The 23,526-nt window shown below is 73.9% G+C and carries 25 protein-coding genes; 13 read left to right on the top strand and 12 right to left on the bottom strand.

The genetic code is table 11. The features are described from left to right. The first annotated feature begins 26 nt into the window (after positions 1 to 26). From EF903_RS01180 to EF903_RS01170, 3 genes are read left to right on the top strand one after another with little or no spacing between them, the layout of a single operon-like run. Positions 27 to 824, top strand: a complete 798-nt coding sequence (locus EF903_RS01180) for an ABC transporter ATP-binding protein (protein WP_125540714.1) — start codon at positions 27 to 29, stop codon at positions 822 to 824. Beyond that, the gene (locus EF903_RS01175; protein ID WP_125540713.1) at positions 800 to 2,377 is read left to right on the top strand and encodes a transporter; all 1,578 of its coding nucleotides are present in this window, start codon (positions 800 to 802) and stop codon (positions 2,375 to 2,377) included. Before EF903_RS01180 ends, EF903_RS01175 begins: the two co-directional genes overlap by 25 nt. A 29-nt stretch (positions 2,378 to 2,406) precedes the next feature. Beyond that, positions 2,407 to 4,224, top strand: coding sequence for an ABC transporter ATP-binding protein (locus tag EF903_RS01170; RefSeq protein WP_260614691.1), 1,818 nt, complete (start codon positions 2,407 to 2,409; stop codon positions 4,222 to 4,224). Positions 4,225 to 4,425: 201 nt separating this feature from the next. Here the strand turns inward: EF903_RS01170 and EF903_RS01165 are convergent, their stop codons facing one another. Next, positions 4,426 to 5,061, bottom strand: a complete 636-nt coding sequence (locus EF903_RS01165) for a TetR/AcrR family transcriptional regulator (RefSeq protein ID WP_125540711.1) — start codon at positions 5,059 to 5,061, stop codon at positions 4,426 to 4,428. A 126-nt stretch (positions 5,062 to 5,187) separates the two neighbouring features. Between EF903_RS01165 and EF903_RS01160 the strand changes: the two genes are divergently transcribed. The 5 genes from EF903_RS01160 (at position 5,188) to EF903_RS01140 (ending at position 9,075) form a co-directional block, all read left to right on the top strand. Continuing rightward, positions 5,188 to 6,126, top strand: coding sequence for an alpha/beta fold hydrolase (locus tag EF903_RS01160; protein WP_125540710.1), 939 nt, complete (start codon positions 5,188 to 5,190; stop codon positions 6,124 to 6,126). 339 nt (positions 6,127 to 6,465) lie between these two features. Beyond that, the gene (locus EF903_RS01155; protein ID WP_114053414.1) at positions 6,466 to 6,669 is read left to right on the top strand and encodes a cold-shock protein; all 204 of its coding nucleotides are present in this window, start codon (positions 6,466 to 6,468) and stop codon (positions 6,667 to 6,669) included. A gap of 195 nt (positions 6,670 to 6,864) precedes the next feature. Continuing rightward, a complete protein-coding gene (locus EF903_RS01150) occupies positions 6,865 to 8,253 on the top strand; it encodes a DEAD/DEAH box helicase (RefSeq protein WP_125540709.1) in 1,389 nt (462 codons plus the stop codon). Between the two features lie 6 nt (positions 8,254 to 8,259). After that, positions 8,260 to 8,715 (top strand): CBS domain-containing protein, encoded by a 456-nt coding sequence (locus tag EF903_RS01145; protein ID WP_185902485.1) that lies wholly within the window; start codon positions 8,260 to 8,262, stop codon positions 8,713 to 8,715. Positions 8,716 to 8,763: 48 nt separating this feature from the next. Continuing rightward, positions 8,764 to 9,075, top strand: coding sequence for an SCO5918 family protein (locus EF903_RS01140; protein ID WP_125540707.1), 312 nt, complete (start codon positions 8,764 to 8,766; stop codon positions 9,073 to 9,075). Between the two features lie 202 nt (positions 9,076 to 9,277). Here the strand turns inward: EF903_RS01140 and EF903_RS01135 are convergent, their stop codons facing one another. After that, complete coding sequence (locus EF903_RS01135; protein WP_125540706.1) at positions 9,278 to 9,790, bottom strand: DUF5994 family protein; 513 nt, start codon at positions 9,788 to 9,790, stop codon at positions 9,278 to 9,280. Between the two features lie 231 nt (positions 9,791 to 10,021). Here EF903_RS01135 and EF903_RS01130 point away from each other — a divergent pair, with 231 nt between their 5' ends. After that, complete coding sequence (locus EF903_RS01130; protein WP_125540705.1) at positions 10,022 to 10,291, top strand: hypothetical protein; 270 nt, start codon at positions 10,022 to 10,024, stop codon at positions 10,289 to 10,291. A gap of 192 nt (positions 10,292 to 10,483) precedes the next feature. Continuing rightward, positions 10,484 to 10,936: a DUF5994 family protein gene (locus EF903_RS01125; RefSeq protein ID WP_185902484.1), complete on the top strand. Its 453-nt coding sequence runs from the start codon at positions 10,484 to 10,486 to the stop codon at positions 10,934 to 10,936. Positions 10,937 to 11,158: 222 nt separating this feature from the next. On the opposite strand, the gene EF903_RS01120 is transcribed toward EF903_RS01125, so the two are convergent. From EF903_RS01120 to EF903_RS01080, 9 genes are all read right to left on the bottom strand, one after another. Further along, a complete protein-coding gene (locus tag EF903_RS01120) occupies positions 11,159 to 11,635 on the bottom strand; it encodes a cupin domain-containing protein (protein ID WP_125540704.1) in 477 nt (158 codons plus the stop codon). Between the two features lie 210 nt (positions 11,636 to 11,845). Beyond that, the gene (locus EF903_RS01115) at positions 11,846 to 12,064 is read right to left on the bottom strand and encodes a DUF4287 domain-containing protein (RefSeq protein WP_125540703.1); all 219 of its coding nucleotides are present in this window, start codon (positions 12,062 to 12,064) and stop codon (positions 11,846 to 11,848) included. Positions 12,065 to 12,151: 87 nt separating this feature from the next. After that, positions 12,152 to 13,348: a cystathionine beta-lyase gene (gene metC / locus EF903_RS01110; protein ID WP_125540702.1), complete on the bottom strand. Its 1,197-nt coding sequence runs from the start codon at positions 13,346 to 13,348 to the stop codon at positions 12,152 to 12,154. Then, a complete protein-coding gene (locus EF903_RS01105) occupies positions 13,345 to 14,637 on the bottom strand; it encodes an MFS transporter (protein WP_125540701.1) in 1,293 nt (430 codons plus the stop codon). The genes metC and EF903_RS01105 overlap by 4 nt, the downstream gene beginning before the upstream one ends. Further along, positions 14,634 to 15,560, bottom strand: coding sequence for a sulfurtransferase (locus EF903_RS01100; protein WP_125540700.1), 927 nt, complete (start codon positions 15,558 to 15,560; stop codon positions 14,634 to 14,636). Before EF903_RS01100 ends, EF903_RS01105 begins: the two co-directional genes overlap by 4 nt. After that, positions 15,557 to 16,783, bottom strand: coding sequence for an acetyl-CoA carboxylase biotin carboxylase subunit family protein (locus tag EF903_RS01095; protein ID WP_125540699.1), 1,227 nt, complete (start codon positions 16,781 to 16,783; stop codon positions 15,557 to 15,559). The genes EF903_RS01100 and EF903_RS01095 overlap by 4 nt, the downstream gene beginning before the upstream one ends. Before the next feature lie 69 nt (positions 16,784 to 16,852). Next, positions 16,853 to 18,106 (bottom strand): radical SAM protein, encoded by a 1,254-nt coding sequence (locus EF903_RS01090; protein ID WP_260614690.1) that lies wholly within the window; start codon positions 18,104 to 18,106, stop codon positions 16,853 to 16,855. A 100-nt stretch (positions 18,107 to 18,206) separates the two neighbouring features. Further along, positions 18,207 to 19,424, bottom strand: a complete 1,218-nt coding sequence (locus tag EF903_RS01085) for an ATP-grasp domain-containing protein (RefSeq protein WP_125540698.1) — start codon at positions 19,422 to 19,424, stop codon at positions 18,207 to 18,209. Between the two features lie 388 nt (positions 19,425 to 19,812). Continuing rightward, positions 19,813 to 20,874: a S9 family peptidase gene (locus EF903_RS01080; protein WP_260614689.1), complete on the bottom strand. Its 1,062-nt coding sequence runs from the start codon at positions 20,872 to 20,874 to the stop codon at positions 19,813 to 19,815. A 100-nt stretch (positions 20,875 to 20,974) separates the two neighbouring features. On the opposite strand from EF903_RS01080, the gene EF903_RS01075 reads away from it, so the two are divergent. Both EF903_RS01075 and EF903_RS01070 read left to right on the top strand, forming a co-directional pair. Beyond that, a complete protein-coding gene (locus EF903_RS01075; protein ID WP_125540697.1) occupies positions 20,975 to 21,616 on the top strand; it encodes an N-acetyltransferase in 642 nt (213 codons plus the stop codon). Continuing rightward, positions 21,613 to 22,527, top strand: a complete 915-nt coding sequence (locus EF903_RS01070) for a PaaX family transcriptional regulator C-terminal domain-containing protein (protein ID WP_125540696.1) — start codon at positions 21,613 to 21,615, stop codon at positions 22,525 to 22,527. Before EF903_RS01075 ends, EF903_RS01070 begins: the two co-directional genes overlap by 4 nt. Positions 22,528 to 22,608: 81 nt before the next feature. Here the strand turns inward: EF903_RS01070 and EF903_RS01065 are convergent, their stop codons facing one another. Further along, complete coding sequence (locus EF903_RS01065; protein ID WP_125540695.1) at positions 22,609 to 22,968, bottom strand: hypothetical protein; 360 nt, start codon at positions 22,966 to 22,968, stop codon at positions 22,609 to 22,611. 333 nt (positions 22,969 to 23,301) lie between these two features. Here EF903_RS01065 and EF903_RS01060 point away from each other — a divergent pair, with 333 nt between their 5' ends. Continuing rightward, complete coding sequence (locus tag EF903_RS01060; protein ID WP_125540694.1) at positions 23,302 to 23,493, top strand: DUF1059 domain-containing protein; 192 nt, start codon at positions 23,302 to 23,304, stop codon at positions 23,491 to 23,493. Positions 23,494 to 23,526 lie beyond the last annotated feature (33 nt).

The following is a 23,526-nucleotide window of genomic DNA, read 5'->3' as shown; positions in this document are numbered from 1 at the left end:
CCCCCACCCAGGCGGAAGGCAGCACCATGCAACACCCCCCCGAAGGCGACGCGGTCCCGGCGGCCGTGGACGTGCGCGGGCTCCGCAAGGAATTCGACGGCAAGGTCGCCGTCGACGGAGTCGACCTCACCGTCCCCCGGGGCAGCTTCTACGGCCTGGTCGGCCCCAACGGCGCCGGCAAGACCACCAGCCTGTCCATGATCACCGGCCTGCTCCGGCCCGACGCGGGCACCGTGACGGTCGCCGGGTACGACGTCTGGCAGGACCCGTACGAGGCCAAGCACCGCATCGGCATCCTCCCCGACGGCCTGCGCCTGTTCGAGCGGCTGTCGGGAAGGGAGCTGCTGCGCTACACCGGGCGTCTGCGGGAGCTACCGGCCCCCGACACCGAGGCGCGCGCCGAGGAGCTGCTCGACGTGCTCGGCCTCACCGAGGCCGGCGACAAGCTGGTCGTCGACTACTCCACCGGCATGCGCAAGAAGATCGGCCTGGCGGCCGCACTGCTGCACAACCCGCCGGTGCTCTTCCTCGACGAACCCCTCGAGAGCGTCGACCCGGTGTCGGCCGAGACCATCCGCGAGGTGCTGCGCCAGTACACCGCGACCGGCTCGACGGTGGTCTTCTCCAGCCACGTCATGGAGCTGGTGGCCGCCCTGTGCACCCATGTCGCCATCCTGGCGAAGGGCCGTGTGATCGCCGACGGCACGCTCGACGAGGTACGGGCCGGCCGGAGCCTGAACGAGCGCTTCATGGAACTGGTCGGCGCCCCGGCCGGCAAGGCGAAGGGAGGGAGCCTCGCATGGTTGGGGTCTTCGTCGGGCTGAAACTCGCCCTCCTGCGCAGCAGTCTGCGCCGCAGTACCGCCCGCGCCGTGGGCTTCGTGGCCGGCACCGTCATCAGTGTGGCCGGGGCCTGCTACGCGGCGGTGGGCCTGGCCCGGGGCCAAGGCGGGCCGGACGCGGCCGATTTCGCCGTCCTGGCCTTCACCGGGCTGGCCGTCGCCTGGCTGGCTCTGCCGCTGTCCTTCGGCGCGGGTGGCGACGAGAGCTCGGATCCGACCCGGCTCGCCGTGCTGCCCGTCCGGCCGCGCCGGCTGATCGCCGGGGCCACCGCCTCCGCGCTCATCGGCCCGGGGCCGCTCTGCACCCTGATCCTGATCACCGGAGCGGCCGCCGGCGCCGCCGAGGGCGCGTTCAGCAGCCTCTCCGCCGCGTTCGCCACCGTCCTCGCCGTCCCGCTGATGCTGCTGCTGTGCGTGGTCGCCTCCCGGGCCGTACTGGCCTCCTTCGCCCGCGCGCTGACCGGCCGGCGCGGCAAGGACGCCGCCGCCCTCGGCGGCGTACTGACCGCGGTCGGCGGCTACGCCGCCTACCTGCTGCTGACCACCGCCGGCTCGGGGCTCGCCCTGCCGCCCCTCGTCGTCCGGATCCTGCGCTGGACCCCGCCGGGCTGGCCGGCGGACGCGATCCGGGCCGCCGCGGACGGCAGGACCGCCACCGCCCTGCTCGAACTGGCGGGGACCGCCGCCCTGATCGCGCTGCTGATGGTGTGGTGGCACGGCTCCCTGGCCCGGTTGATGACCACGACGGACTCCTCCACGGCCCAGGCCGTCAAGGCCCGGGGAGGCCCGACGACAGGCCTGCGGGCCCGGCTGCTCACCTCCAGCCGGACCCTGCTCGTCGCCCACCACCAGTTCAGCGCCTTCGCACGGTCGCCCCGGCACCGGATGACGATGATCGCGGCACTGGCGTACGCGCTGCTGTTCCCGGTCGTGATGGCGGCGGCCGGCATGCGGACCCCGTACGCCGCCGTCGGCGGGGCCTGGGTCTTCGGACTGACCGTCCCCGGAGTGCTGTTCGCCCTCGACGGCTCCGCGATCTGGAGCAACGTCGCGACGCTGCGCACCGTGGCGCAGGCCCGCGCCGAACTCGTCGGCCGGCTCCTCCCCCAGCTGGTGGTCATCGCGCCCTGGCTCACCGCCGTCGCCGCCGGCGTCGCCCTCGCCACCGGGCGCACCGACCAGCTCGCGGCCGCGCTCGGGGTCGGCTTCGCGCTGCTCGGGGTGACCTTCGCGATGGGCATGGCGATCAGCGTGTTCCACCCCTACCCGTACCCCGAGGACCCGTGGAGCGTGACCGCGCCCGGCCAGAGCGGCGGCTACCACCTGGCCAACTTCCTCAGCTCCGTCCTCGGCATGGTGGCGATCACCCCGGTGATCGCGGGCGCGCTCGCCCTGGACGGCTCCGCCTTCTCGTGGCTGCTGCTGCCCCTGGGTACGGCGTACGGCCTGCTGGCCGTCCTGGCGACCCTGCGGCCCATGGGACGGCGGCTGTTCGACAAGGCGCCCGAGATCCTCACCACCCTGCGGATGTCCTGACCCACCGACCGGACGAAGGAATGACGACGATGAAGGACTCGGCCATCCGCTCCCTGCTCGGGCACGCCCGCCCGCAGCGCAAGGCCCTGATCGCAGGCGCGGCACTGAGCGCGCTCGGCGGGGCCGCCGGTCTCGCCCAGCCGCTGGTGGCCAAGTCGTTCGTCGAGACGCTGGCCGTCGACGGGCCGGTCTCCCGCCAGGTGCTGCTCCTCGCCCTGCTGATCGTGGGCGGGGCGCTGACCAGCGCGTTCGGCATGTACGCCGTCGAGCGGGCGGCCGAGAGCGTGGTACTGGGCGCCCGCAGGCAGCTGATCTCACGGCTGCCCCGGCTACGGGTCGCGGACCTGGACCAGCGGCCGCCCGGCGATCTCATATCCCGGGTGACGGCCGACACCACCCTGCTGCGCGAGGCAGCGACCAACAACCTCGTCGACACGCTCATCGGCTCCGTCACCCTGCTCGGCATGCTCGTCCTGATGGCCTGGCTCGACGTCGTCCTCTTCCTCGCCGTGCTCGGTGTCGTTCTCGCCATCGGCGCGTGCACGGCCCTGGTCATGCCCCGCATCGCCCGGGCGAGCAAGGAGGCCCAGGAAGCCCTCGGCGAGCTGGGTTCGGGGCTGGAGCGGCTGCTCGGAGCGATCCGTACGGTCAAGGCGAGCGGCGCCGAACAGCGGGAGAGCACCGCGCTGGAGGGTTCGGCGCACGGCGCCTGGCAGGCGGGCCTGCGGGCCGCCCGCTGGGGTGCGGTGGCCGGCACCTCCAGCGGCCTGGTGGTGCAGCTGGCGTTCCTGACCGTGCTCGGCCTGGGCGGGGCACGGGTCGCGAACGGGTCGATGAGCGTCGCCTCGCTGATCGGCTTCCTGCTGTACCTGTTCTACCTGGTGGGGCCGGTCGCGCAGCTGGCGAGCGGGATCAGCGGCCTCCAGGTGGGCACCGCCGCGATCCGGCGCATTCACGAGGTGTTGGAACTCCCCACCGAGGAGGGGGAGGAGCCGGCCGGGTCCGGCGGCACGGGCGGCGGCCGTGCCGCAGCGGCAGCCGAGGGCGAGGACGGGAACGAGGGCGGGGCCGTGGCCGACCAGGGCGCCGGGATCGTCTTCCGGGACGTCGTCTTCCGCTACCGCGAGGACGGCCGACCCGTCCTGGACGGGGCCTGCTTCGAGATCGGCCCCGGCGGGCTGACCGCCGTCGTCGGGCCCTCCGGAACCGGCAAGAGCACGCTGTTCGCCCTGTTGGAGCGCTTCTACGACATCGACGGCGGCAGCATCACCGTCGACGGGCGCGACCTGCGTGACTGGAATCCGGCCGAGCTGCGCCGGAACATCGGCTACGTCGAGCAGGACGCCCCCGTACTGGCGGGCACCCTGCGCGACAACCTGATGCTCGCCGCCTCCGGCGCGAGCCCGGACGACCTCCGGCGCGTACTGGAGCAGGTACGGCTCACCGCCCTGGTCGACAGCCTGCCGCAGGGACTCGACACGGAGGTCGGCCACCGGGGCGCGGCCCTGTCCGGCGGCCAGCGCCAGCGGATCGCCATCGCCCGCGCGCTGCTGCGGCGGCCCCGGCTGCTGCTGCTCGACGAGGCCACCTCGCAGCTCGACGCGCTCAACGAGAGCGAGCTGCGCGAGGTCGTCGCGGAGATCGCACGCACCACCACCGTCGTGGTGATCGCCCACCGCCTGTCCACGGTGACCGGCGCCCGGCGCATCCTCGTCCTGGAGGACGGCCGGGTGCGGGCCGCCGGCACACACGCCGAACTCCTGCGGGAGGGCGGGCTGTACGCGAGGCTGGCCGCGACCCAGAGCCTCGGCACCACCCAGCCGGAGCGGGAGCCGGCCGCCGACTGACCGGCGCCGCGTCCGCGGCATCGACCCGGCCGCCGGGCTCGCCCACCGGCCGACCCGCGAGGCCGAGGCGGCGCTGGGCGCTCTCCCCGGGCTGATCCCGCGGAGAGCGGCGCCGACGACGCGCCACCCGGGAACAGCCGACGCGCAGCACGCCCCGCTCCGCGCGCCCTTCGGCCGAGCGGAGCCGGACCCCGCCGCCCGTCAGGCCGGGTCCGGCTCCGCCCGGGGGGCCCCGGCGGTCGTGAAGAAGCGGTCCAGGTGGTGGCGGAGCACCGCAGCCGCCGACTCCGGGCTCCGCTGGCCCACGAGGATGCCGGTGCCCATGCCCGCCGCCATCGCGAGGAGGCTGATCGCCTCCGTGCGCGCGTCGGCGTCCGGGTCCGCCAGGCCGGCCGCCTGCGCCTGCCCGAGGAGCCCGGCCAGGGCGTCCTCGGCGGCGTCGGGGTTGTCGATGAACGGCTGCGCGGCCAGCGCCCCGTCGGTGACGGACAGGATCGCGTAGGAGCTGTAGAGCAGGTGGAAGGTCCGGCTCTCCTCGTCGGTGGGCAGCGAGGCCAGCAGCAGCGCCTCCGCGGTGGCGCGCGCCCCCGGGCTCGGGCCGGCAGCGGCCAAGCGCGCCCCCACCCTTGCGGTGAAGCGGTCGGTCAGGTGCCGGAGGCCGTGGAAGAGCAGCTTCTCCTTGGTCTCGAAGTAGTACTGCACGAGCCGGAGCGACACCCCGGCCTCCGCGGCCACGTCGCGCATGCCGACCGCGTGCAGCCCCCGGCGGCCTGCGACCCGGATGAGCGCCTCGGCGATCTGGGCGCGCCGCTCCTCGTGATCCACCCGCTTCGGCATGGTTGCGTGTCTCCGCCCGTCGTCGGTGGGGTCGGGGCCTGCTGCCCGACCCCTTCATGATACCGGCGTACCACATTGGTGGTACGGTCGTACCACGACCACGGATCCCCCACAGGAGGTGCCGCCGTGCCCGAGAACACCACCCGCGCACGCCGAGACGTCGGCCGCTACGTCGACGACGCCTTGCGCGACCGCTACTTCGCCGCCGCCGATGTCCTCTACGCGATGGGGGCACCCGCCCGCTTCGAGACGGACGTGGAGACCCGCTTCGGCACCACACACGTCTACCGGTACGGCCCTTCGGACCCCGCCGCCGAATCCCGGACGCCGATCGTCCTCATCCACGGCGCCGGCTACAGCTCGGCGATGTGGTACCCCAACACCAAGGGGCTCAGCGTCGACCGCCCGGTCTACGCCCTCGACACCCCCGGCGACGCCGGCCGCAGCGTCCACCGCGAGCCCATGTGGCAGCCCGAGCGCGCCGCCCAGTGGCTGGACGAGGCCCTCGACGCGCTCGGCCTCGACCGGGTCCACCTCGTCGGCTCCTCCTACGGCGGCTGGCTGGTGCTCAACCAGGCCCACCGGCGGCCCGGGCGGCTCGCCTCGGTCACCGCACTCGACCCCGGCGGCCTGGAGAAGGTCGGCCTGCGCTTCTTCGCCTGGGTCTTCGTCAGCCTGTTCGCCACCTTCGCCCCGAAGGCCCTGCGGCCCCGGCTCGCCAAGTGGCTGGACCAGCCGGTCATCGCCGTCCCCGAGATGCGCATGTGGGTCCAGCTCGGCGCCCGCGCGTACCGGATCCGCCGCCCCGCGCCGCTGCCCCTGGACGAGGACGCGCTGCGGTCCATCCGGACCCCGCTCTACGTCATCATGGGCAAGCACAGCCTGCTCGTACACCCCAAGCGGCAGCTGGAACGCGTACCGCGCCTCGTCCCCGGCGCCCGCGCCGAGATCATCACCGCCACCGGGCACGGCCCGCAGATCGACCACCCCGATGTGGTCAACGCCCGGATGCTGTCCTTCATGGAGGACGCCGACTCCCGCCGGCCCGCTTCCCTCGACGGGTAGGGCCGCGGCGGAGAGCGGCGCCTCCGCGCCGGCGGCGGGAACACTGCACGCGGGGCATTCAATATCTACTCCCGTCGGCGCAGATTTTTCCGCAGGCCGCAGGGAGAATTTCCGGCGCGCGACACCCCGCGGAAAACCGCAGCGCACAAAATCCTTCCGGGCGTGCTACTGTCGTTCTCGGTTGCAGTTTTGGTACCCAAGAATTTCAAGCACTTCGGCCGGCTCCGCGCCGCGCCGATGCGCTTCATATTTCCGGTTTTCTTCCGGCAGGGCATCATCGCGGCGACACGGCATCCGCACAGTGCGGGCGCCGGCGTACTGCCCCAAAAGGAGAAAAAAATGGCTGCTGGTACCGTGAAGTGGTTCAACGCGGAAAAGGGCTTCGGCTTCATCGAGCAGGACGGCGGCGGCGCCGACGTGTTCGCCCACTACTCGAACATCGCCACCCAGGGCTTCCGCGAGCTGCAGGAGGGCCAGAAGGTCACCTTCGACATCGCGCAGGGCCAGAAGGGCCCGACGGCCGAGAACATCGTTCCCGCCTGACGCTGACGCGCATTTCGCAGCTGGGGCCCGCATCCTTCGGGGTGCGGGCCCCAGCTGCACGCGTTTCACACACCCACTCCCCAGGGGCGCACAAAGAGCAGCATCCGCATTCCGTTCGGCTCGTTCTCGTGATTCCCCGCCCTTCTCTCCACCGCGGGAATTCCCTGACACGTGCCGCACCAGGGAAGGTTCTGAATGAACCGCACACGCACGAACGACCGTTCCCGGCGCACGCGCCCCGTCCAAGGCGAATTCGCCCTGCCGGAGACCCGCACGCCCGCGCTGCCCGCCGTCCGCGCCTTCGCCGAGCTCGACATGCCGGCCGCGCTGCTGGCCGCCCTCGGCGCACAGGGGGTGACCGTGCCCTTCCCCATCCAGGGCGCCACCCTGCCCAACGCCCTCGCGGGCCGCGACGTGCTCGGCCGCGGCCGCACCGGCTCCGGAAAGACCCTGGCCTACGGCCTCGCCCTGCTGGCCCGTACCGCCGGGCGGCGCGCCGAACCGCGCCGCCCCCTCGCCCTGGTCCTCGTCCCCACGCGCGAGCTGGCCCAGCAGGTGACCGACGCCCTCGGCCCGTACGCCCGAGCCGTGCAACTGCGCCTGGCCACGGTCGTCGGGGGCCTGCCGATCGGCAGGCAGGCCGGCGCGCTGCGGGGAGGCGCGGAGGTCGTCGTGGCCACGCCCGGACGGCTGAAGGACCTCCTCGACCGGGGGGACTGCCTCCTGCACGAGGTCGGCACCACCGTCCTCGACGAGGCCGACCAGATGGCCGACATGGGGTTCCTGCCGCAGGTCACCGCGCTCCTGGACCAGGTGCGGCCCGAGGGCCAGCGGATGCTCTTCTCCGCCACCCTCGACCGCAACGTCGACCGGCTGGTCCGCCGCTACCTGGCCGACCCCGTCGTGCACTCGGTCGACCCCTCGGCCGGTGCGGTGACGACGATGGAGCACCACGTGCTGCACGTCGACGCAGCCGACAAGCACCGCACGACGACGGAGATCGCGGCGCGCGACGGCCGGGTCATCATGTTCCTGGACACCAAGGACGCCGTCGACCGTCTGACCAGCGACCTCCTCAACAGCGGAGTGCGGGCCGCCGCCCTGCACGGCGGCAAGTCCCAGCCGCAGCGCACCCGGACCCTCGCCCAGTTCAAGACCGGCCACGTGAGCGTGCTGGTCGCGACGGACGTGGCGGCGCGCGGCATCCACGTCGACAACCTCGACCTCGTCGTCAACGTCGACCCCCCGACCGATCCCAAGGACTACCTCCACCGGGGCGGCCGCACCGCCCGCGCCGGGGAGTCCGGCAGCGTCGTCACCCTCGTCACCCCCGACCAGCGCCGCGGCATGACCCGCCTGATGGCGGCCACGGGCATCACCCCGCAGACCACCCGGGTCCGCGCCGGCGAAGAAGCCCTCCACCGCATCACCGGCGCCCAGCCGCCCACCGGCGTCCCGGTCGTCCTCACCCCGCCGGCCGCCGAACGCGCGAGGCGCAGGACGTCCGCCCCCGCCCGGCGAAGGCCTGCTCCGGCGGACCGCCGCGCGGGAGCGCGGCACACCGGGCTCGACCCGGCGGCCTGAGGCCGCATGCGCACGAGCAGCAAACCGGCACATCTCTTCAGGAGGCACCTCGTGACACCGGCCCGGACACAGCCCCGCGCATCGAACGCCGGCTCGAACCGCTCGCACCGGACGGTGCACGACGCGATGCAGGCGACCGGGCCGCAGGTATGCGACGACATGACGGTCGAAGTGGCCCTGGCCGTCATGGCCGGCGCCCGCTCCGGCCATCTGCTCGTCAGCGACGAGCACGGCCAGTGCACCGGCCTGGTCACCCGGGCCCGGCTCACCGCGATCCGCGACAGCCCGGCCTACACCGACCGGGCCCGCCTCCGCGACATCCTGTGCGGCCGCGGGCCGTTCACCTCGCCGCTGACAGCCGTGGCCGAAGCCGAACGGGCCATGCGCCGCCGCAGTCTCGACCTCCTGCCCGTCGTCGACGAAGAGGGCAGCGCCGTCGGCGTCCTCGACCTGGCGCGCTGAACCGCCCCGCAACGACAGCCCCCTTCCTTCCAGTGCCAGTGAGGCCCCATGCGCTGTGTCATCGCCCGCTTCCCGTTCGACCTGACGAAGAACGGTGTCCTTGACTCCATGAAGGGCATCGCGCCCGAGCCGGTCACCGGCGCGGCGGTGACCATCGGCCGCCGCACCTACCCCGTCAAGCAGGTCGGCCAGGTCATCACCGGCCAGGACCGCCGCGACTTCAGCGCCGGCGAGGTCCTCCGGGCCATGGACCGGCTCGGGTTCACCTGCCATCCGGCCCCTCCGGCCGCCGGGCCGGCGGGGCTGCTCGGCCCGGTCGCGCAGGCTTCCGCGCTGCTCGGAGCCCCCCGGAACGCCTGACGGACACGGCCGGCATCCGCCGGCGCCCGGATCGGGGACGGGCCCGCACTCCCCGCGGCGTCTCGGCCCCGTCGGCAGGCGCCTGGGCCGGCATGCGGCGTGCCGTTCCCCCAGGCCCCGGCGCCGTACGGCGCCGCAGCCGGGCCGGGTTCGCGTGCCGAGCCGAGTACGTCCAAGCGTGCGCGCCGCGGGGCCTTTCCCGTCATCCGGCCGTGCCGCCCTGCGGGCCCGCCGGGTGGGGGAGCTCCGCCAGGAGGATCTCGGCGGCCTGGCTGGCATTGTCGGCCCGTACCGCGCGGGCCATGGCCGTGCGGGCCGCCTCGGGGTCGGCGGCCGGCGGGACGACCATGAGGGAGAAGTGGTCGTTGTCGCCGCGCGTGATCAGAACGGTGTCGTCGCCCACGGGAAAAGAGTCCAGGTGCACGACCCTGTCGTCGACGACCAGGCGAGTCGGGATGCCGTTCCAGGCGGAGGCGTCGAGGCCGATACGGGTGAGGGGCCCGAGGTACTCGGTCAGGGCGGTGATCAGCGGCGGAAGCTCCCGCTCGACGTCGCGCGAGCGCGGCCACCACGCGCCGTCCAGGAGGCTCTGCCGCGACCCCGTCGTCTCCAGCCGGAGCAGCGCCGTGCCGGGTGCCACGGCCGTGTGGATCTCGTCCGGCAGGAGACGGGGCGGCTTGGCGCCGTCGTGCGGGGAAGTACCTGCGTCGGTCATGATCAGTCCGTCCGTCGCGGGTGGCGCCGCTGCCGCCGAGCCGCGGTGGGACGGCGTGCGGGGCGGCGGCCCCGTTCCTCCACCGTACTCCCGGTGCCCGCGCAGACGCGCCGCTCCCCGCCGGGGAACCGCGATGCACCGCGGCTCCGGACGTACCGTGGAGGTGCGAAGGCCGGTCCGCCCCGCACTCGCGTTCGCGGTCGGGCCCCCTCAGGAGAGGACGGTGCAGCCTTGGACCGCCACGAGCCGAAAGCAGAAGCCCCGCCACCGGAGTACGCCGAAGTCCGGATCGTCTCCGCCACCCCGGAAGCCGCCCGCAGGGTGGCCGACGTCCTGCGCCGGTGCTTCGTCGGCGACGAGCAGCGCAGCTATCCCGCCCCGGGCGGGGGCACCCGCCTCCACCTCACGGTCGACACCGCCCACGCCGCCGAACCAGCCCGGTCCTGGCTGGCCGCGAGCAGACCCCCGAGCGGCACCGGTCATCACCCCGGGGAGCCCTGAGCCGGGCCGCCCCCACCGACGCGCCCGCCCGGATCGGCGGCCCAAAGTGGCCGGGGCTCGGCGCCCGGCTCCGCAACGGAGTACGTTGGGGATACCGGGAGTACCTCGTACACCCGCTCCCACGCGGATGTCGTTCCCGGCGACCACTAGGCCGGGGCGCCCGCCGACGTCCCGGGGACGGGTCCCGGTCTCATGACCACCACCACTCCCACCCGCCGGACACGCCTGGCACTCACCCCGCACACCTCCATGGCCGGCCTGCTGGACGGCGCCTGGTGGCCGTACTCACGCGATCTCGCCGCCGAGCTGCCGCCCCTGGTGGACGCGCTGCGGAACCGGTTCGGACGCGTCACGCGCATCACCGCGAACCCGCGGCCCTGGCCGCCCGCCCCGTACAGGCTCTCCGTCGGCGGATACGCCGTGCACCTCGGCTGGTTCACCGGCCAGGCCCCCGACACGATGGTCCTGCTCTCCTACAGCCTCGACCGCTGCGACCTGCTGGTGATTCCCCCCGAGACCGAACCCTCGTCCGCGGCGCGCCTGATGGCCGCCGCGTCCACCCCGGGCAACGTCCACACCACGGACACCCTCATGGCCGACGAGAACGCGACCGGCCGCCGCCTGCGGGAGGCCCCGGGCCGGTGAGGAAGCCCGGGAGGCGGAAGGCGGCGCACACCCGCCGCCCCCACCCGCGGTCCGGGCGCGCATGATCCGCAGGCTCACGCGCGGCGCGGACGGTGCGCCGCGTCTCCCGGTTCCCCGGCAGACCCACGCCCACCCCGCGGTGTCATGGGCATCATGCTGTTGAGACGGGCGGCGCGGGGAGCGCGGCCGTCCCGCCGCTCCCCCCGCCGCAGTCGCGCCCGGTCAGGCGTGCTTGTCCGACGGCTGGCGGACGGGCTGCACCGACCAGCTCGGCGGCTCGTCGCCGCCCGCGTCCTCGTCGGCCTCCGCGTCGGCGGCCGTCGCGTGGACCTTGCCCGGCGCGTGGTGGACCGGCGCGTACACGGCGTACAGCTGCAACGGCTCGTCGCCGATGTTGGTGACGTTGTGCCACGTGCCCGCCGGCACGAAGATCGCCCAGCCGTCCTCGACCTCCTGCTCGAAGTCCAGCCGGTCCTTCGCGGGGCCCATCTGGACGCGGCCCCGGCCTGCGTCGAGCCGGAGGAACTGGTCGGTCTCCGGGTGCGCCTCCAGGCCGATGTCCTCGCCCACCGGGATCGACATCAGGGTCAGCTGCAGGTACTTCCCGGACCAGGCGACCGTGCGGTAGTCCGTGTTGTCGACCGTCGCCTTCTCGAGGTCGAAGCTCTGGGGTTCCGGCCCGATGTCCTTGATGTTCATGCCTTCTCTCCGGTCAATGAGGCGGTACGAGAGCCGTCGATTGCCGGTCGGATTCACCCGCCGCGCGTGTCGTGCTGCGGCCCGTGCCCGGCTCCCGGCGTCACTGCGGAAGGGATCCTTCCCCGCCAGCATGCCACGATGCGTGATGACGGATGTCGCCTGCGTCACCCGGCGTGGCGGACCCGGAGCACCCGAAGGCGTGCGGCGGGGTCAGCCGCCCTGGGTTTCGGCGAGGGTGTGGGCGACCAGGGCGTTGGCGTGGCCGTGGCCCAGGCCGTGTTCCGACTTGAGCCAGGCGACGAGTTCCATGTGCCTCGTCAGCGGGGAGGTGCGGATGAGGTCCTTCCATTCGGCGATCGGGCGGCCGTACTTCTTCTCGATGGAGGGGAAGTAGCTCGCGGGGCCCTTCGCTGCGGCGTCGTTCGCCATGGGGTCTTGCCTCCTCGTGCGTCGTGTCGTCCGTTCTTTGACCGGGCCGCCGGGGCGAATTCATCGGGCGGCGCGGTATGGCGTGCGTCACACGGCGTGGAGGGCCTTGAGGGCTGTCCGCAGGTCTTCCTTCAGGTCGTCCGGGGACTCGAAGCCGACGTGTACGCGGATCAGCGGGCCGCGGCCCGACCAGGTGCCCGGGAGGCGGTGGGCGGTGGGGTCGGTGGGGACGACCAGGCTTTCGTAGCCGCCGTAGCTGTGGCCCAGGCCGAAGATGCGGAAGGCGTTCAGCATGGCCTCCACGGCGGGCTTCGTGAACCGCGGGTCCAGCTCCACGCCGAACAGGCCCGCCGCGCCCGTGAAGTCGCGGCGCCACAGGGTGTGGCCGGGGTCCTCCGGGAGGGCGGGGTGGAGGACCGATGCCACGCCGTCCTGGGCGGCGGTCCAGCGGGCCAGGTCCAGGGCCTGTTCCTGGTGGCGGGCGAGCCGGGGGCCCAGCGTGCGCAGGCCGCGCAGGCCCAGGTAGACGTCGTCGGCGCCCGCGCACTGGCCGAGGCGGATGGCCGCGCCGCGGATGAGGGGGTGGCTCTCCTCCGTGCAGACGATCGCGCCGAGGATGCTGTCCGCGTGCCCCGTCAGGTACTTCGTCGCGGAGTGGACGACCGCGTCCACGCCCGCGCCCAGCTCCAGCGGCCGGCAGAAGGCGGGGGTCGCCCAGGTGTTGTCGGCGATCGTGGCCACCCCCCGGGCCCGGCACACCGCGGTGATCGCCGGGATGTCCTGCACCTCGAAGGTGGTCGAGCCGGGTGACTCCAGGTAGAGCAGGCGGGTGCGGGGGCGGATCAGCGCGTCGATCGCGGCGCCGGTCGCGCACGGGTCGTAGTACTCGGTCTCCACGCCCAGGGCGGCGAGCGAGTCGCAGAACTTGCGGGTCGGCAGGTAGACGGAGTCGCTGACGAGGATGTGGTCGCCGGCCCGGACGTACGCGAGGATCGCCGTGGTGATCGCGGCGAGGCCGGAGCAGGTCGCCACCGTCGCGTGGCCGCCCTCCAGGACGGTCAGGGCCTCCTCGAAGGCGCGGCCGGTCGGGGTGCCGAAGCGGCCGTAGACCGGGGTGCCGCGCTTGAGCGGGTCCGCCTGGGATGCCTCCATCTCGGCGGTGTCGCGGTAGAGGGCCGTGGAGGCGCGGTGGATCGGCGGGTTGACGTAGCCGCCCTGCCGGCCCGGGTCGGAGCCGGCGTGGACGAGCTGTGTCTCGCGGGAGAGGGGTGCCTCGTGTGTCATCGGGTTGCCGCCACCGCCTGTTCGGGTCCGGTAGGTGCCTGCGCGGCGGTACGGCGGCGGCGGCCGGCGCCCAGCAGGGCGGCGAGGAGGGCCGCGCCCGCGGCCTGGGCCGCCACCGCCAGCCAGAACGCGTCCGGGTCGCCCGCGGCCTGGTAGTGGGCGAAGAGGAAGCCGCCGACGACGCCGGCGAGGAGTCCGCCGACGCCGGCGGTCAGCCGCTGGACGCCGAAGGCGAAGGCCGGATTGCCCGGCACCCGGTCGACGAGTTCCAGGTCGCAGCGCAGGAAGAGGAAGATCTCGCCCAGCGTGAAGAGGGCGGTGCCCCCCAGCAGGGCCGGGATGCTGCCGAGGGCCATGGCCGCCGTGCCGAGGGCCATCAGCGCGAACGAGCCGGCCACCAGCAGGCGGTAGTCGGCGCGGGCGATGCGGTCGGCCCACACCGGCTGGAGCACGACCACCATGGCGCAGTTGAGCAGCATGACCCAGCCGAGGACCTGGATGCTGCCGACCCCGGCCGCGTACAGGCCCATGAAGCTCTGGAAGAAGAAGTAGACGTAGAAGGCGAGGGACGTGAAGAGGATCGGGCGGAGCGCGGAGCGGAGCGCCGCCCGCTTCCCCTCGTTCCCCGCCCCGGCCCCGGCCGGGGCCGCCTGCGCCGGCGGCTCGGCCGGTCGGCGTTCCACCGGCTTCAGGGCCGCCTGGTGCGCCGCGGTGATCAGCGCGAAGAGCCCGGCGAGGCCGATGAGCAGCAGTACCGGGTCGGCGTCGACCAGCAGCGCCGCGAGCAGCGGCCCGAGCCCCATGCCCGCGTTGAGGGCGGCGCTGCTCACGCCGAGGAAGAGCGGGCGCAGCGTGTCGGAGACGCTGGTGACGATGTACGCCTTGTTCGCGGGGAGGTACAGCGCCGGGCCTGCCGCCACGAGGACGACGGCCGGGTACGCGGCCCAGGGCACCTTGACGGCGAGCCCGAACAACACGAGCCCGACCGTGCGCAGGGTCAGTGCGAGCACCATCGTCCGCTTGAGCCCGAGCCGGTCCACGACCGGGCCGCCGAGGATGCTGCCGCCGAACTGGATGAAGGTGGCCACCGCCACCAGGACGCCGGCGACCCGGATGTCCAGGCCGACGGCCTCGACCATGAGCACCCCGATGAACGGGGTGACCATGTAGCTGCCGAGGGCGACGACGAAGGACAGGCCGATCAGGGCCTTGAGGCCGGACGGCAGCCCGGTGAACGTGCGCCATCGGGCCGCGGGGCCGCCGCCGCGGCCGGCCCGTTTCCCGGTCACGGTGAGCCGCTCTCGCCGGCCGCCCCCGCGCCGGTGGCGACCGGGCGGTCGGAGGGCAGGCCCCACTCGCTCCACGAGCCGTCGTACACGGCGAGGTCGCCGTACCCGGCGAGAGTGGCGCCGAGTGCGAGGACGCAGGCGGTGACGCCGGAGCCGCAGCTGAAGTACAGCCGCTCGCGCTCGCCGGCCGCGGCGGCGAACGCCGTGCGCAGCTCGTCCGCGGGGCGCATCAGCCCGCCGTCCCGCTGGAGTTCCCCGAAGGGGAGGCTGGCGGAGCCCGGCATGTGGCCGCCGCGCAGGCCGGGGCGCGGCTCGGGGGCGGTGCCGGCGTACCGCTCGCGGGTGCGGGCGTCGAGGACGGCGGCGGCCGGGTCGGCGAGGGCGGCGGCGACGGTGTCGGCGTCCACGAGCAGGCCGGGCCGGGGCCGGGCCGTGAAGTCGCCGCGGGGCCCCTCGTACACGGCGGCCACGGGCTCGACGGGGTGGCCGGCGGCGGTCCAGGCGGGCAGGCCGCCGTCGAGGACGGCGACCCGGTCGAAGCCCATGGCGCGCAGCATCCACCAGGCGCGGGCGCTGGAGTAGATGCCCTGTGCGTCGTAGACGACGACCGTGTCGGTGCCGTGCACGCCGAGCGCGCGCAGGGCCTCGGTGAACTGCGGGGCGCCGGGCATGGTGTGCGGCACGGCGGAGGTGTGGTCGGACAGGTCCCCGTCGAGGTCGAAGGGCCGCGCCCCGGGGATGCGCCGGGCGGCACCGCGGTGGGCGCCGACGGAGGCGTCGAAGACGACCACGCCGGCCTCCTCCCCGAGCCGCGCGGCGAGCCACCCGGCGGAGACGAGCGGGCCGGGCAGGCCGCCGCCGGCGGTTTCCGCGGCCGAGGGGGAGACGGGCGCGGGGGCGGGGGATGCGGTCGGGTCGGTCATGCGGTGCCTCCGGAGGAGTCGGCGGGCCGCCAGCGGGTGTTGTCGGAGAACCAGCGCGCCACGCGTTCGAGGTTGGCCGCCACATCCTCCTCGGTGTCCCCGTCGACCACATAGCCGGCCAGGAAGAGACCGGACTTGACCCCGCCGTGGAACTCCTGGCCGACCGTCCCGGTCAGCATCGCCTCGCGGACGCACTCGGGCCGGTCGGAGCCCGGCCCGGCGGCCGGGAGCTGCTCCAGGACGCCGTTCTGCGGCGGGATGCACAGCGCCCCGGCGGGCCGGTACGCGGGCGTGCCGGGTGTCGGGGGCAGGCCGCACTCCGCGTACAGCCACTCCCTGTCCAGGTCGATGCCGAACGCGTGCCGCACCATCGAGCTGATCATGCCGCCGCCGGTGCGGCTGGCGATCTCGCAGAAGACCAGCCGGTCGTCCGGCGTGATCCAGAACTCGGCGTGGAAGGCGGTCTGCGGCGGGGTCGGCAGCTCGGCGAGGACCGCCCGCGCCGCCTTGACCAGCCGGTCGTAGGCCGGGTCCTGGGGGGTGAGCGGCAGGTTGGCCACCCAGTCGTTGTCCCGGAAGGACAGGCAGTCGTGGAGGTAGCGGAAGGGGTGGACGAAGACCACCTCGCCGCCCGCGACCAGCCCGTCCACGTGGTACATCTGGCCGGGTACGAACGCCTCGACCTCGCTGGAGCCCCGCCACGGGCTGGCCAGGTACGCGTCCAGCTCCGCCTCGTCGCGGATGATCGCCGCGCCCAGGGAGCCCGACTCGGACACCGGCTTGATGACGACCGGGTAGCCGTGCTCGGCGACGAATTCGAGCGCGGTGTACGCCGAGTCGAGGCGCCGGTAGGCGGGGATCTCGACGGGGCCGCCCGCGAGGTGGTCCTTCATGACGACCTTGTCGCGGAAGGCGAGCGCGCTCGCGGTGTGCTGGCCGGGCAGGCCGAGCAGCTCGCGCAGCTGGGCGGCCCGTACGACGTCCGCCTCGGCGCGGGCGAAGACCGCCTCGACCGCGAACTCGCGGGCGAGGCGCAGCGCGGTCTTCTCCACGAGCTGGTTGGTGTCGTACGCGTCGAAGGCGTGCACGTGCGGGAGGTGGGAGTATCCCGCCGCGTACTCCGTCGCGGTCACGATGACCGGGGTGATCCCCGAGCCGGCCAGCCACTGGTCGTACGGGGTTTTGGAGTGGGGCGTCTTGGCGAAGACGAGGACGTGGCGCATCGCGGCGGTCTTTTCTCTCGGGTCAGGACGGCGTCAGGGCGGCGTCGGAGCTGCGGCGGGGCTGCGGCGTCAGGACTGCGCGTCGACGAGGAGCGGCAGCCGGCGCCGCTGGGGGACGCGGGAGATCAGGCCGAGCTCCTCGGACAGCTCGGTGGCGAAGCAGCCGTCCTTGTAGGCGCCGGAGAGGCGCTTGGCGGTGAACGCCTCGATCGCGTCGTGGTCGAACTCGACGTCGTACGCGGTGTGCTCGCCGTCCTCGCCGGTGGTGACCGTGCGGACGAGGATCCCGAGGTGCGGCTCGAAGGTGTTGACGCAGCCGACGACGTCGCCGATCTTCTCGCGGCGGCCCGCGGGGCCGTCGGAGAGGACCTCCTCCTGGGCCGGGATGGCGGCGAACAGCTGGCGGCCGGCGCGGCACCAGCCGACGTGGGAGGGGAAGCCCATGGCCTTGATGCCGAAGGTGCCGAAGTCCTCGCTGACGCCGAGCTGGAAGCGGAGCGGGATCGTCTCGTGGACCCACTTGAAGTCGCGGTACGCCTGCTCGATCTCCTCGCGCGTCAGGCGCAGCTCGGGGTGGCGGCCGCCGTGGTCGGTGAAGTTGTTGAAGCGGACGGTGTCCACGCCGAGGTTGTTGAAGTAGTGGGCGTAGCGCTCCAGGGAGGTGCGGCCGTGGTTGTGGCGGCCGATGGTGACGCCGATGTTGACGCGGAAGGCGTCCTCCGGGTCGACGCCCTTGTTGTACTCGGCTATGCGGCGCAGCACCTCCTCGGTCTCCGCGCCGGAGAAGACGCCCTTGATGGGGTACGTCTTGTGGTCGGTGACCTGCAGGTTCTCGTCGATGACGCCGTGGTAGGTGATGGAGATGGTGCCGTAGCCGTTCTTGACGGCCAGGTCGAGGAGCTCGGTCCAGTTGTCGGCGAGCAGGGGGCGGCCGCTGGTCCAGGCGTCGCCCTTCTCCATGGTCTCGGTGGGCGTGTGGTCGGCTTCCTGGCGGAACTCGCGGTTGTTGGCGGGTCCGTAGAGGCGCATGAACTCGCCGTCGTAGGCGAAGCTGTCCACGTAGCGGGGGTAGACGTGGTAGCCGTGCGACTGGAGGCCCTCCAGGATGCGGGGGCCCTCCTCCATCGCGAAGGACTTGTCGTAGACCTTCTCGTAGTTGACGAACCAGCAGTGCGTGCACTTCTGGCCGCAGGTGTTCTTGCCTACCTTGGTGTCGAGGTCGAGGTAGATGTGGATGTCCTCGGGCTTGATGTCCTTGAAGGGCATCGAGAACGGGGCGTCGCCGTGGAAATCGTAGGAAATGGGCGCGTTCTGGACAGACATGTGTTCCCCCTGTGATTGCGGTGGCGTGATCGGTGGAGAAGTGAAGGTGTGACGGGTGACGGGCCGTGCGGGCCCGCGCCCCGGCCGTGCGGGGTGCCCGTCAGAGGTGCTGATCGGGCTCGGTGGTGACCACCGGGTGGCCGATCAGCTCCGCGACGGCTGCCGCGCACGCGTCGGTGTCCGCTGCGGTCAGGACGGCCATGCCCAGCCGGTCCGAGGAGGAGCGCAGGGCGCCGACCCGGTCCCCCGGGCGGACGGACACGTCCCAGGTGTGGACGTCCCCGTGGGCGAGTGCGGGCGGCGGCGCTACGGCCGTCACCCGCCCGGGCGGAGCGGTGAGGAAGACGGTGGCGGCCGCGGCCGCCGCCGCGGGGCCCCGGACGACCTCGGCGCCGACGGCCCAGCCGAGCGCGGCGCGGCGCCACTCGACGCCGGTGGTGAGGCGGACCAGGTCGGCGATGCCGTCGCCGCCGAGGCGGGTGTGGGTCTCGATCACGACGACCTTGTCGCCGTCGACCTTGACCTCGGTGTGGCTGGGGCCGTCGGTGACGCCGAGGGCGTCGAGCAGCTCGCCGACGGCGCGGGCGACCAGCTGCTGCCGGTGCGCGTCCAGGGACGGCGGCGGCATCATGTGGCTGACCTCGATGAACCCGTCGGTGGTGCCCTTCTCGGCGATGCCGTGGACGGTGTGCCGGCCGGCCGCCGACAGTGCCTCGACGCTGAACTCGCGCCCCTCGGCGAACTGTTCGAGCAGGGTGGCGGCCGTGCGGCGGTCGGCGGGGAGTGCGTCGATGCCCTCGACCAGGGCGATGGAGGTGCTGCCGACGCCGTCCACCGGCTTGGCCACCGCCCGGCCGTGGGCGGCGAACAGGCGCGCCACGGCCTCGGCGTCGTCGCCCGCCGCGAAGGCCGGGTTCAGGTGCGGGGCCTCGCGCTCCAGGATGCGCCGCATCTCCAGCTTGTCGCGGGTGGCCCGTACGGCGGCCGGGTCGACGCCGGCGACGCCGAGCCGGCGGGCGGCCAGGGCTGCCGGCTCCAGGCCGAGCTCGGTGAGGGAGACGACCGCGGCCGGCGCCAGCGGCCGCAGGACCTCTTCGGTGAAGGCGAGGAAGCCGGGCAGGTCCAGGAAGTCGGCGGTCAGGACCCTGGCCCCCGGGTCGAGGGCGGGTGCGCCGGGCAGCTGCACGTGCACGAGCTCGACGGGCAGGGCCGCTGCCTCCCGGGCGACGGTCGGGTTGGCCCCGACGATCACGAGGACCGTGTCGCCGCCCCCGTCCGTCGGCTGATTCCGGCCCGGCCCGTGCCGGTCCTGCCGCATTGCATCTGCCGCCCCCACTGCACCCACTTCCCCCGTACCGCTCGCCGACCATTCGATCGACCGGCGCGGTGAGAAACATCGCAAGCCTGCTCAGCCGCTGTCAACGGTTTCCCATACAAGCGGAATTTGCCTCTCCGATTTACCGTCACCCCTGTTTCCCCCTGCAACCCCGTTCACAGCAAGGGGTCATGACCCCCGGGCACCGGCGGCGTCGATATGGCCGAGACCCGCCGGTGCGAAATATTTCAGCTGAATTTCAGGCCACCCCGACACCCGACAATCCCAAAAAGAGCGACATTCCCTCCCTCCGACTGACGATTTTCGGCCAATACGGCGCCGGGGTGCCCCTCCGGCGGAAATCCGCGTGCATGCGCGGCGGCCCGGCGCCTCAGCGGTCGAGGGCGGCGAGGAAGCGGCGCTGGTCGGCCAGGTAGCCGTCGGCGAAGAGGGCGCGCGGCGCGAAAAGGGCCGTCAGCGTCAGGCGCGCCGGCGAGGCCTCCACCTCGTACGGGACCAGCCCGTGGGAGGCGCCGGGGTAGCGGGCCACGCGCAGCGGCGGCGCGGGGAGCAGGCGGCGGTACGCGGCCTCGGTTTCGGCGGTGTCCACGTTGAGGTCGCGCCCGCCGAGGACCAGCAGGACGGGCATGCCGCGCAGGGCCGGCAGGTCGGCGGTCGCGTCGGCGGTGTGGTTCATGGCGGCGAACCGCCAGCGGCCGGCCGTCATGCCCTGCGGGTCCCCGACGGCCCGTACGTACTCCTCGTACGGGGCCCCGCGCGCGAGGAGCTCCAGGCCGGTCTCGCGGCGGCGCAGCGCGGCGGCGACCTCGGCGTCGGAGGCTCCGTCCCGGTGCAGTTCGGCGAGGAGGTTGTAGCGGCCCTGGCGGAGCCAGTTGACGGCGGGCGAGACCGCGATGGCGAAGCGGATCCGGCCGTCCAGGGCCGCGATCCTGGGCAGCACCCAGCCGGCCTGGCTGGCGCCCCACAGGCCGACCCGGTCGGCGTCGACCTCCGGGCGCTGCCGGGCCCAGGCGACGGCGTCGGCGGCCTCGCGGGCGCGGTCGTCCATGGTCTGGCCGAGCCAGTCGCCCGGCGCGCCGCCGACGCCCGGCTTGTTCCAGGAGAGCGAGGCGTACCCGGCGCGGGCGAAGGACTCCCACAAGGGCCGGTAGAAGGTGTCGTGGGTCGCGTCGACCGGGCCGTCGCCGTGGACGAAGACGACCAGCGGGAACGGCCCCTTCCCCTGCTCGGGCAGGGCCAGCACGCCGTGCAGGGTCCGCCCGCCGTGCCGGATGGCGACCGCCTCCTCACGCACGTCGTACGTGTGCTGCCACACCACCAGTCCGCCCAGGGCGGCCGCCAGGACGGCCAGCGCCGCCGCGGCCGCGAGCACGCCCCGTGCGAGCCGGCGGCGCAGGGGTATCGAGGCGGTCGGCCTCCTTCTCGTCGACACGCGCACACCTTTCTATCGCACCGTAAACGATCGTTCTACATTCGACCGTATAGCATTCGTACGTATACTGCGACGGCAGGCATCGGAGCGAGGGGGAGTCATGGACACGGCGATCACCATCACGCGAGGAGTGCCCCGCGGCGCGGAGGAGCGGGTGGCCGAGCTGTACTGGGAGGCCTTCGGCCGCAAGCTCGGAGCGGCCCTGGGGCCGGCCGCCCGCGGCCGGGCCTTCCTCGCCCGCCACCTCCGCCACGACCGCGCGGTCACCGCCCTCGGCCCCGGCGGGCTCGTCGTCGGCGTGGCCGGCTACCAGGCCGGGGGCCGCGGCCTGACCGGCGGCGGCGCGGGCGACGTGCTCTCCGACTACGGGGTGCTGCGCGGCCTGCCCCGGCTGGCCCTGCTGGCGCTCCTCGAACGCACCCCGCGCCCCGGGGAACTCGTCATGGACGGCATCGCGGTCGACCCCGCCCACCGCGGCGCGGGCATCGGGAGCCTGCTGCTGGCGGAGATCGCCGCGGTGGCCGCCGACCACGGCTGCTCCCGCATCCGCCTGGACGTCATCGACGCCAACCCGCGCGCCCGCGCCCTGTACGAGCGGCACGGCTTCACCGCCGGGCACACCGAGCGGACCCCGTACCTCCGCGGCCTGATGGGCTTCGGCGCCGTGACTACGATGCATCGCGCCGTCCCCGCCCGCCCGGGCGGCGGCGCATCCGGCGACCCCTTGGAGCAGCAGCGATGACGAGCAGGCCCGCAGGCGCCCCCGCGGCGGAGCCCGCGCCGCCGGGCATCGGCACCCGGACGCTGGTGTTCGCCCTCGTCCGCGAGGACGGCACCGTCGACGCCGGCGAGCTGTACGCCGTCGCCGAGTCCCTCGGCATGACGGACCAGCAGGTCCGGCTCTGCCTCAAACGGCTCGTCGCCGAGGGCCGGTTCACGCAGGAGGGGCGCGGGCGCAAGGCCGTCCTGCGGGCCGCGGCCGACGCGGCCGGAGCCATCGCACCGGACGCCGCGTACGTCCGCCACGCCTACCGGCAGGACCAGGGTCTCGCCCCCTGGGACGGGACGTGGCACCTGTTCGCCTTCGCGATCCCGGAGGCCTCCCGGCAGGCCCGCGACTCCCTGCGCGACACCCTCCTCCACCTCGGCGCGGCCGCCCTCCAGGGCGGTCTGTACGCCAGCGCCAACGCCATCGGCGACATCGTCGAGGCACACGCCCGCGGCCTGGGCGTCCTGCCCTCCCTGACCCGCCTCACCACCCGCGACCTGCGGGTCGGCGACGAGGACGCCCCCGGCCCGCTGGCCGCCCTGCTGTGGCCGCTGCGTGAGGTCGCCGACCGGCACGACGCCCTCGCCGCCCTCGCCGCGGACCGCCTGGCCCGGCTGTCCGGCCCGGACCGGCCGACGCCGACCGAGCGCCTGGCGTACGCCATCGAGCTGGCGGCGTCCTTCACCGCCGCCATGGAGCCGGACCCGCTGCTGCCGCCCGAACTGCTTCCCCAGCCCTGGTCCGGCACCCGCGCCCGCGCGCTGGCCGCGCAGTGCTGGACGGCCCTGGCCGCGGACGGGACCGGCGGGCGGCGCGGGGAGAGCGGGGAGCTGCGCCTGTTCCGCCTCTACGACGGCGCCTTCCCCGCTGCGGGGACGCGCTGAACGGGCCGAGGCCCCCCGGGGCATGCTTCGGGGGCCGACCGGTCCCTGGGCCCGGTCGGCCCCTGCGGCGCCCTGCCCGCGTCAGTGGTCGGAGAAGCTGAAGTCCCCCACTGTCCAGGCGCTCACGTCCGCGATGGCCACGCGGTACATGCCGCCGGTCTCGGGGATGCCGACCGTGCCCTGGATGATCCGGGCCACGTGGAAGTGCAGGTGGGTCGGCGGTGTGTCCTTGCGGCCCGGTCCGTCGAAGACGCCGGCGAACTCGCCCAGTCTGTCGGAATCGGCCAGGACCTCCCTCACCCGCTGCCGCCACACCGCTTCGGGGGCCAGCCGGCCCGTGATGACGGCCCCTCCGGTGATGACGGTCAGGGACATCTGATTGCTCTGCCCCGACTCGACCTTGGCGGCGACGTCCACGAGCAGTTCGTCAGGCTTCGACATGAGGCTCGATTCTATTCGCCCCACCGCCCCGCGGGAGGGCCCGAGCCGCTGCGAATGACCGGTTCCGGCCCTTGGCCGACGCCTGGCGTGCCAGGCGGCGCGCTGACCTGCACCGCAATGCGGCCGCGGGGCCGGGGCGGTCCTGGCGAACGGGTGCCGCCGCCCGTTCGCCCGTCCCGCCGGAGGGGTCGCCCGGAGCGGCTGCGCGCAGGCCGTGCGTCGCCGGGTCGCGAGGAGGATCGTGGGAGGTGGAAGAGCCGCACACCCCTGCCTCCGCCCTCCCGCCCATCCGGGCGGCGACGCCGGCAGCCCCCACCCACCGGGAGGCATCCCATGCGCAAGGTAGCCGACTGCCGGGACTACCCGAGCGAGATGAACTGCACCCTCACCATCACGGGCGAGGAGGAGGAAGTGATCCGGGCCGCCGTGGAGCACGCCGTGTCGGTGCACGGCGAGACGGACACCCCGGAGTTCCGCGACACCCTCCGCAAGCTGCTGAAGGACGAGGTGCCGCAGCACGCCTGAGCAGCCGCCGCGCGGAGGGCCCCGGGTCGCAGC

Source organism: Streptomyces sp. WAC05292, from assembly GCF_003949955.1.
Classification (GTDB): Bacteria; Actinomycetota; Actinomycetes; order Streptomycetales; family Streptomycetaceae; genus Streptomyces; species Streptomyces globosus.
Note: the sequence above shows the minus strand (reverse complement) of the source record. Positions and strands in the feature narration are given on the sequence as shown.

Bases quoted from the DNA above. Each gene is read 5' to 3' on its own strand.
- EF903_RS01180 (WP_125540714.1), top strand. From the start codon at position 27: ATGCAACACCCCCCCGAAGGCGACGCGGTCCCGGCGGCCGTGGACGTG.
- EF903_RS01175 (WP_125540713.1), top strand. From the start codon at position 800: ATGGTTGGGGTCTTCGTCGGGCTGAAACTCGCCCTCCTGCGCAGCAGT.
- EF903_RS01170 (WP_260614691.1), top strand. From the start codon at position 2,407: ATGAAGGACTCGGCCATCCGCTCCCTGCTCGGGCACGCCCGCCCGCAG.
- EF903_RS01165 (WP_125540711.1), bottom strand. From the start codon at position 5,061: ATGCCGAAGCGGGTGGATCACGAGGAGCGGCGCGCCCAGATCGCCGAG.
- EF903_RS01155 (WP_114053414.1), top strand. From the start codon at position 6,466: ATGGCTGCTGGTACCGTGAAGTGGTTCAACGCGGAAAAGGGCTTCGGC.
- EF903_RS01150 (WP_125540709.1), top strand. From the start codon at position 6,865: ATGAACCGCACACGCACGAACGACCGTTCCCGGCGCACGCGCCCCGTC.
- EF903_RS01145 (WP_185902485.1), top strand. From the start codon at position 8,260: ATGCGCACGAGCAGCAAACCGGCACATCTCTTCAGGAGGCACCTCGTG.
- EF903_RS01140 (WP_125540707.1), top strand. From the start codon at position 8,764: ATGCGCTGTGTCATCGCCCGCTTCCCGTTCGACCTGACGAAGAACGGT.
- EF903_RS01135 (WP_125540706.1), bottom strand. From the start codon at position 9,790: ATGACCGACGCAGGTACTTCCCCGCACGACGGCGCCAAGCCGCCCCGT.
- EF903_RS01125 (WP_185902484.1), top strand. From the start codon at position 10,484: ATGACCACCACCACTCCCACCCGCCGGACACGCCTGGCACTCACCCCG.
- EF903_RS01120 (WP_125540704.1), bottom strand. From the start codon at position 11,635: ATGAACATCAAGGACATCGGGCCGGAACCCCAGAGCTTCGACCTCGAG.
- EF903_RS01115 (WP_125540703.1), bottom strand. From the start codon at position 12,064: ATGGCGAACGACGCCGCAGCGAAGGGCCCCGCGAGCTACTTCCCCTCC.
- metC (WP_125540702.1), bottom strand. From the start codon at position 13,348: ATGACACACGAGGCACCCCTCTCCCGCGAGACACAGCTCGTCCACGCC.
- EF903_RS01100 (WP_125540700.1), bottom strand. From the start codon at position 15,560: ATGACCGACCCGACCGCATCCCCCGCCCCCGCGCCCGTCTCCCCCTCG.
- EF903_RS01095 (WP_125540699.1), bottom strand. From the start codon at position 16,783: ATGCGCCACGTCCTCGTCTTCGCCAAGACGCCCCACTCCAAAACCCCG.
- EF903_RS01090 (WP_260614690.1), bottom strand. From the start codon at position 18,106: ATGTCTGTCCAGAACGCGCCCATTTCCTACGATTTCCACGGCGACGCC.
- EF903_RS01085 (WP_125540698.1), bottom strand. From the start codon at position 19,424: ATGCGGCAGGACCGGCACGGGCCGGGCCGGAATCAGCCGACGGACGGG.
- EF903_RS01075 (WP_125540697.1), top strand. From the start codon at position 20,975: ATGGACACGGCGATCACCATCACGCGAGGAGTGCCCCGCGGCGCGGAG.
- EF903_RS01070 (WP_125540696.1), top strand. From the start codon at position 21,613: ATGACGAGCAGGCCCGCAGGCGCCCCCGCGGCGGAGCCCGCGCCGCCG.
- EF903_RS01065 (WP_125540695.1), bottom strand. From the start codon at position 22,968: ATGTCGAAGCCTGACGAACTGCTCGTGGACGTCGCCGCCAAGGTCGAG.
- EF903_RS01060 (WP_125540694.1), top strand. From the start codon at position 23,302: ATGCGCAAGGTAGCCGACTGCCGGGACTACCCGAGCGAGATGAACTGC.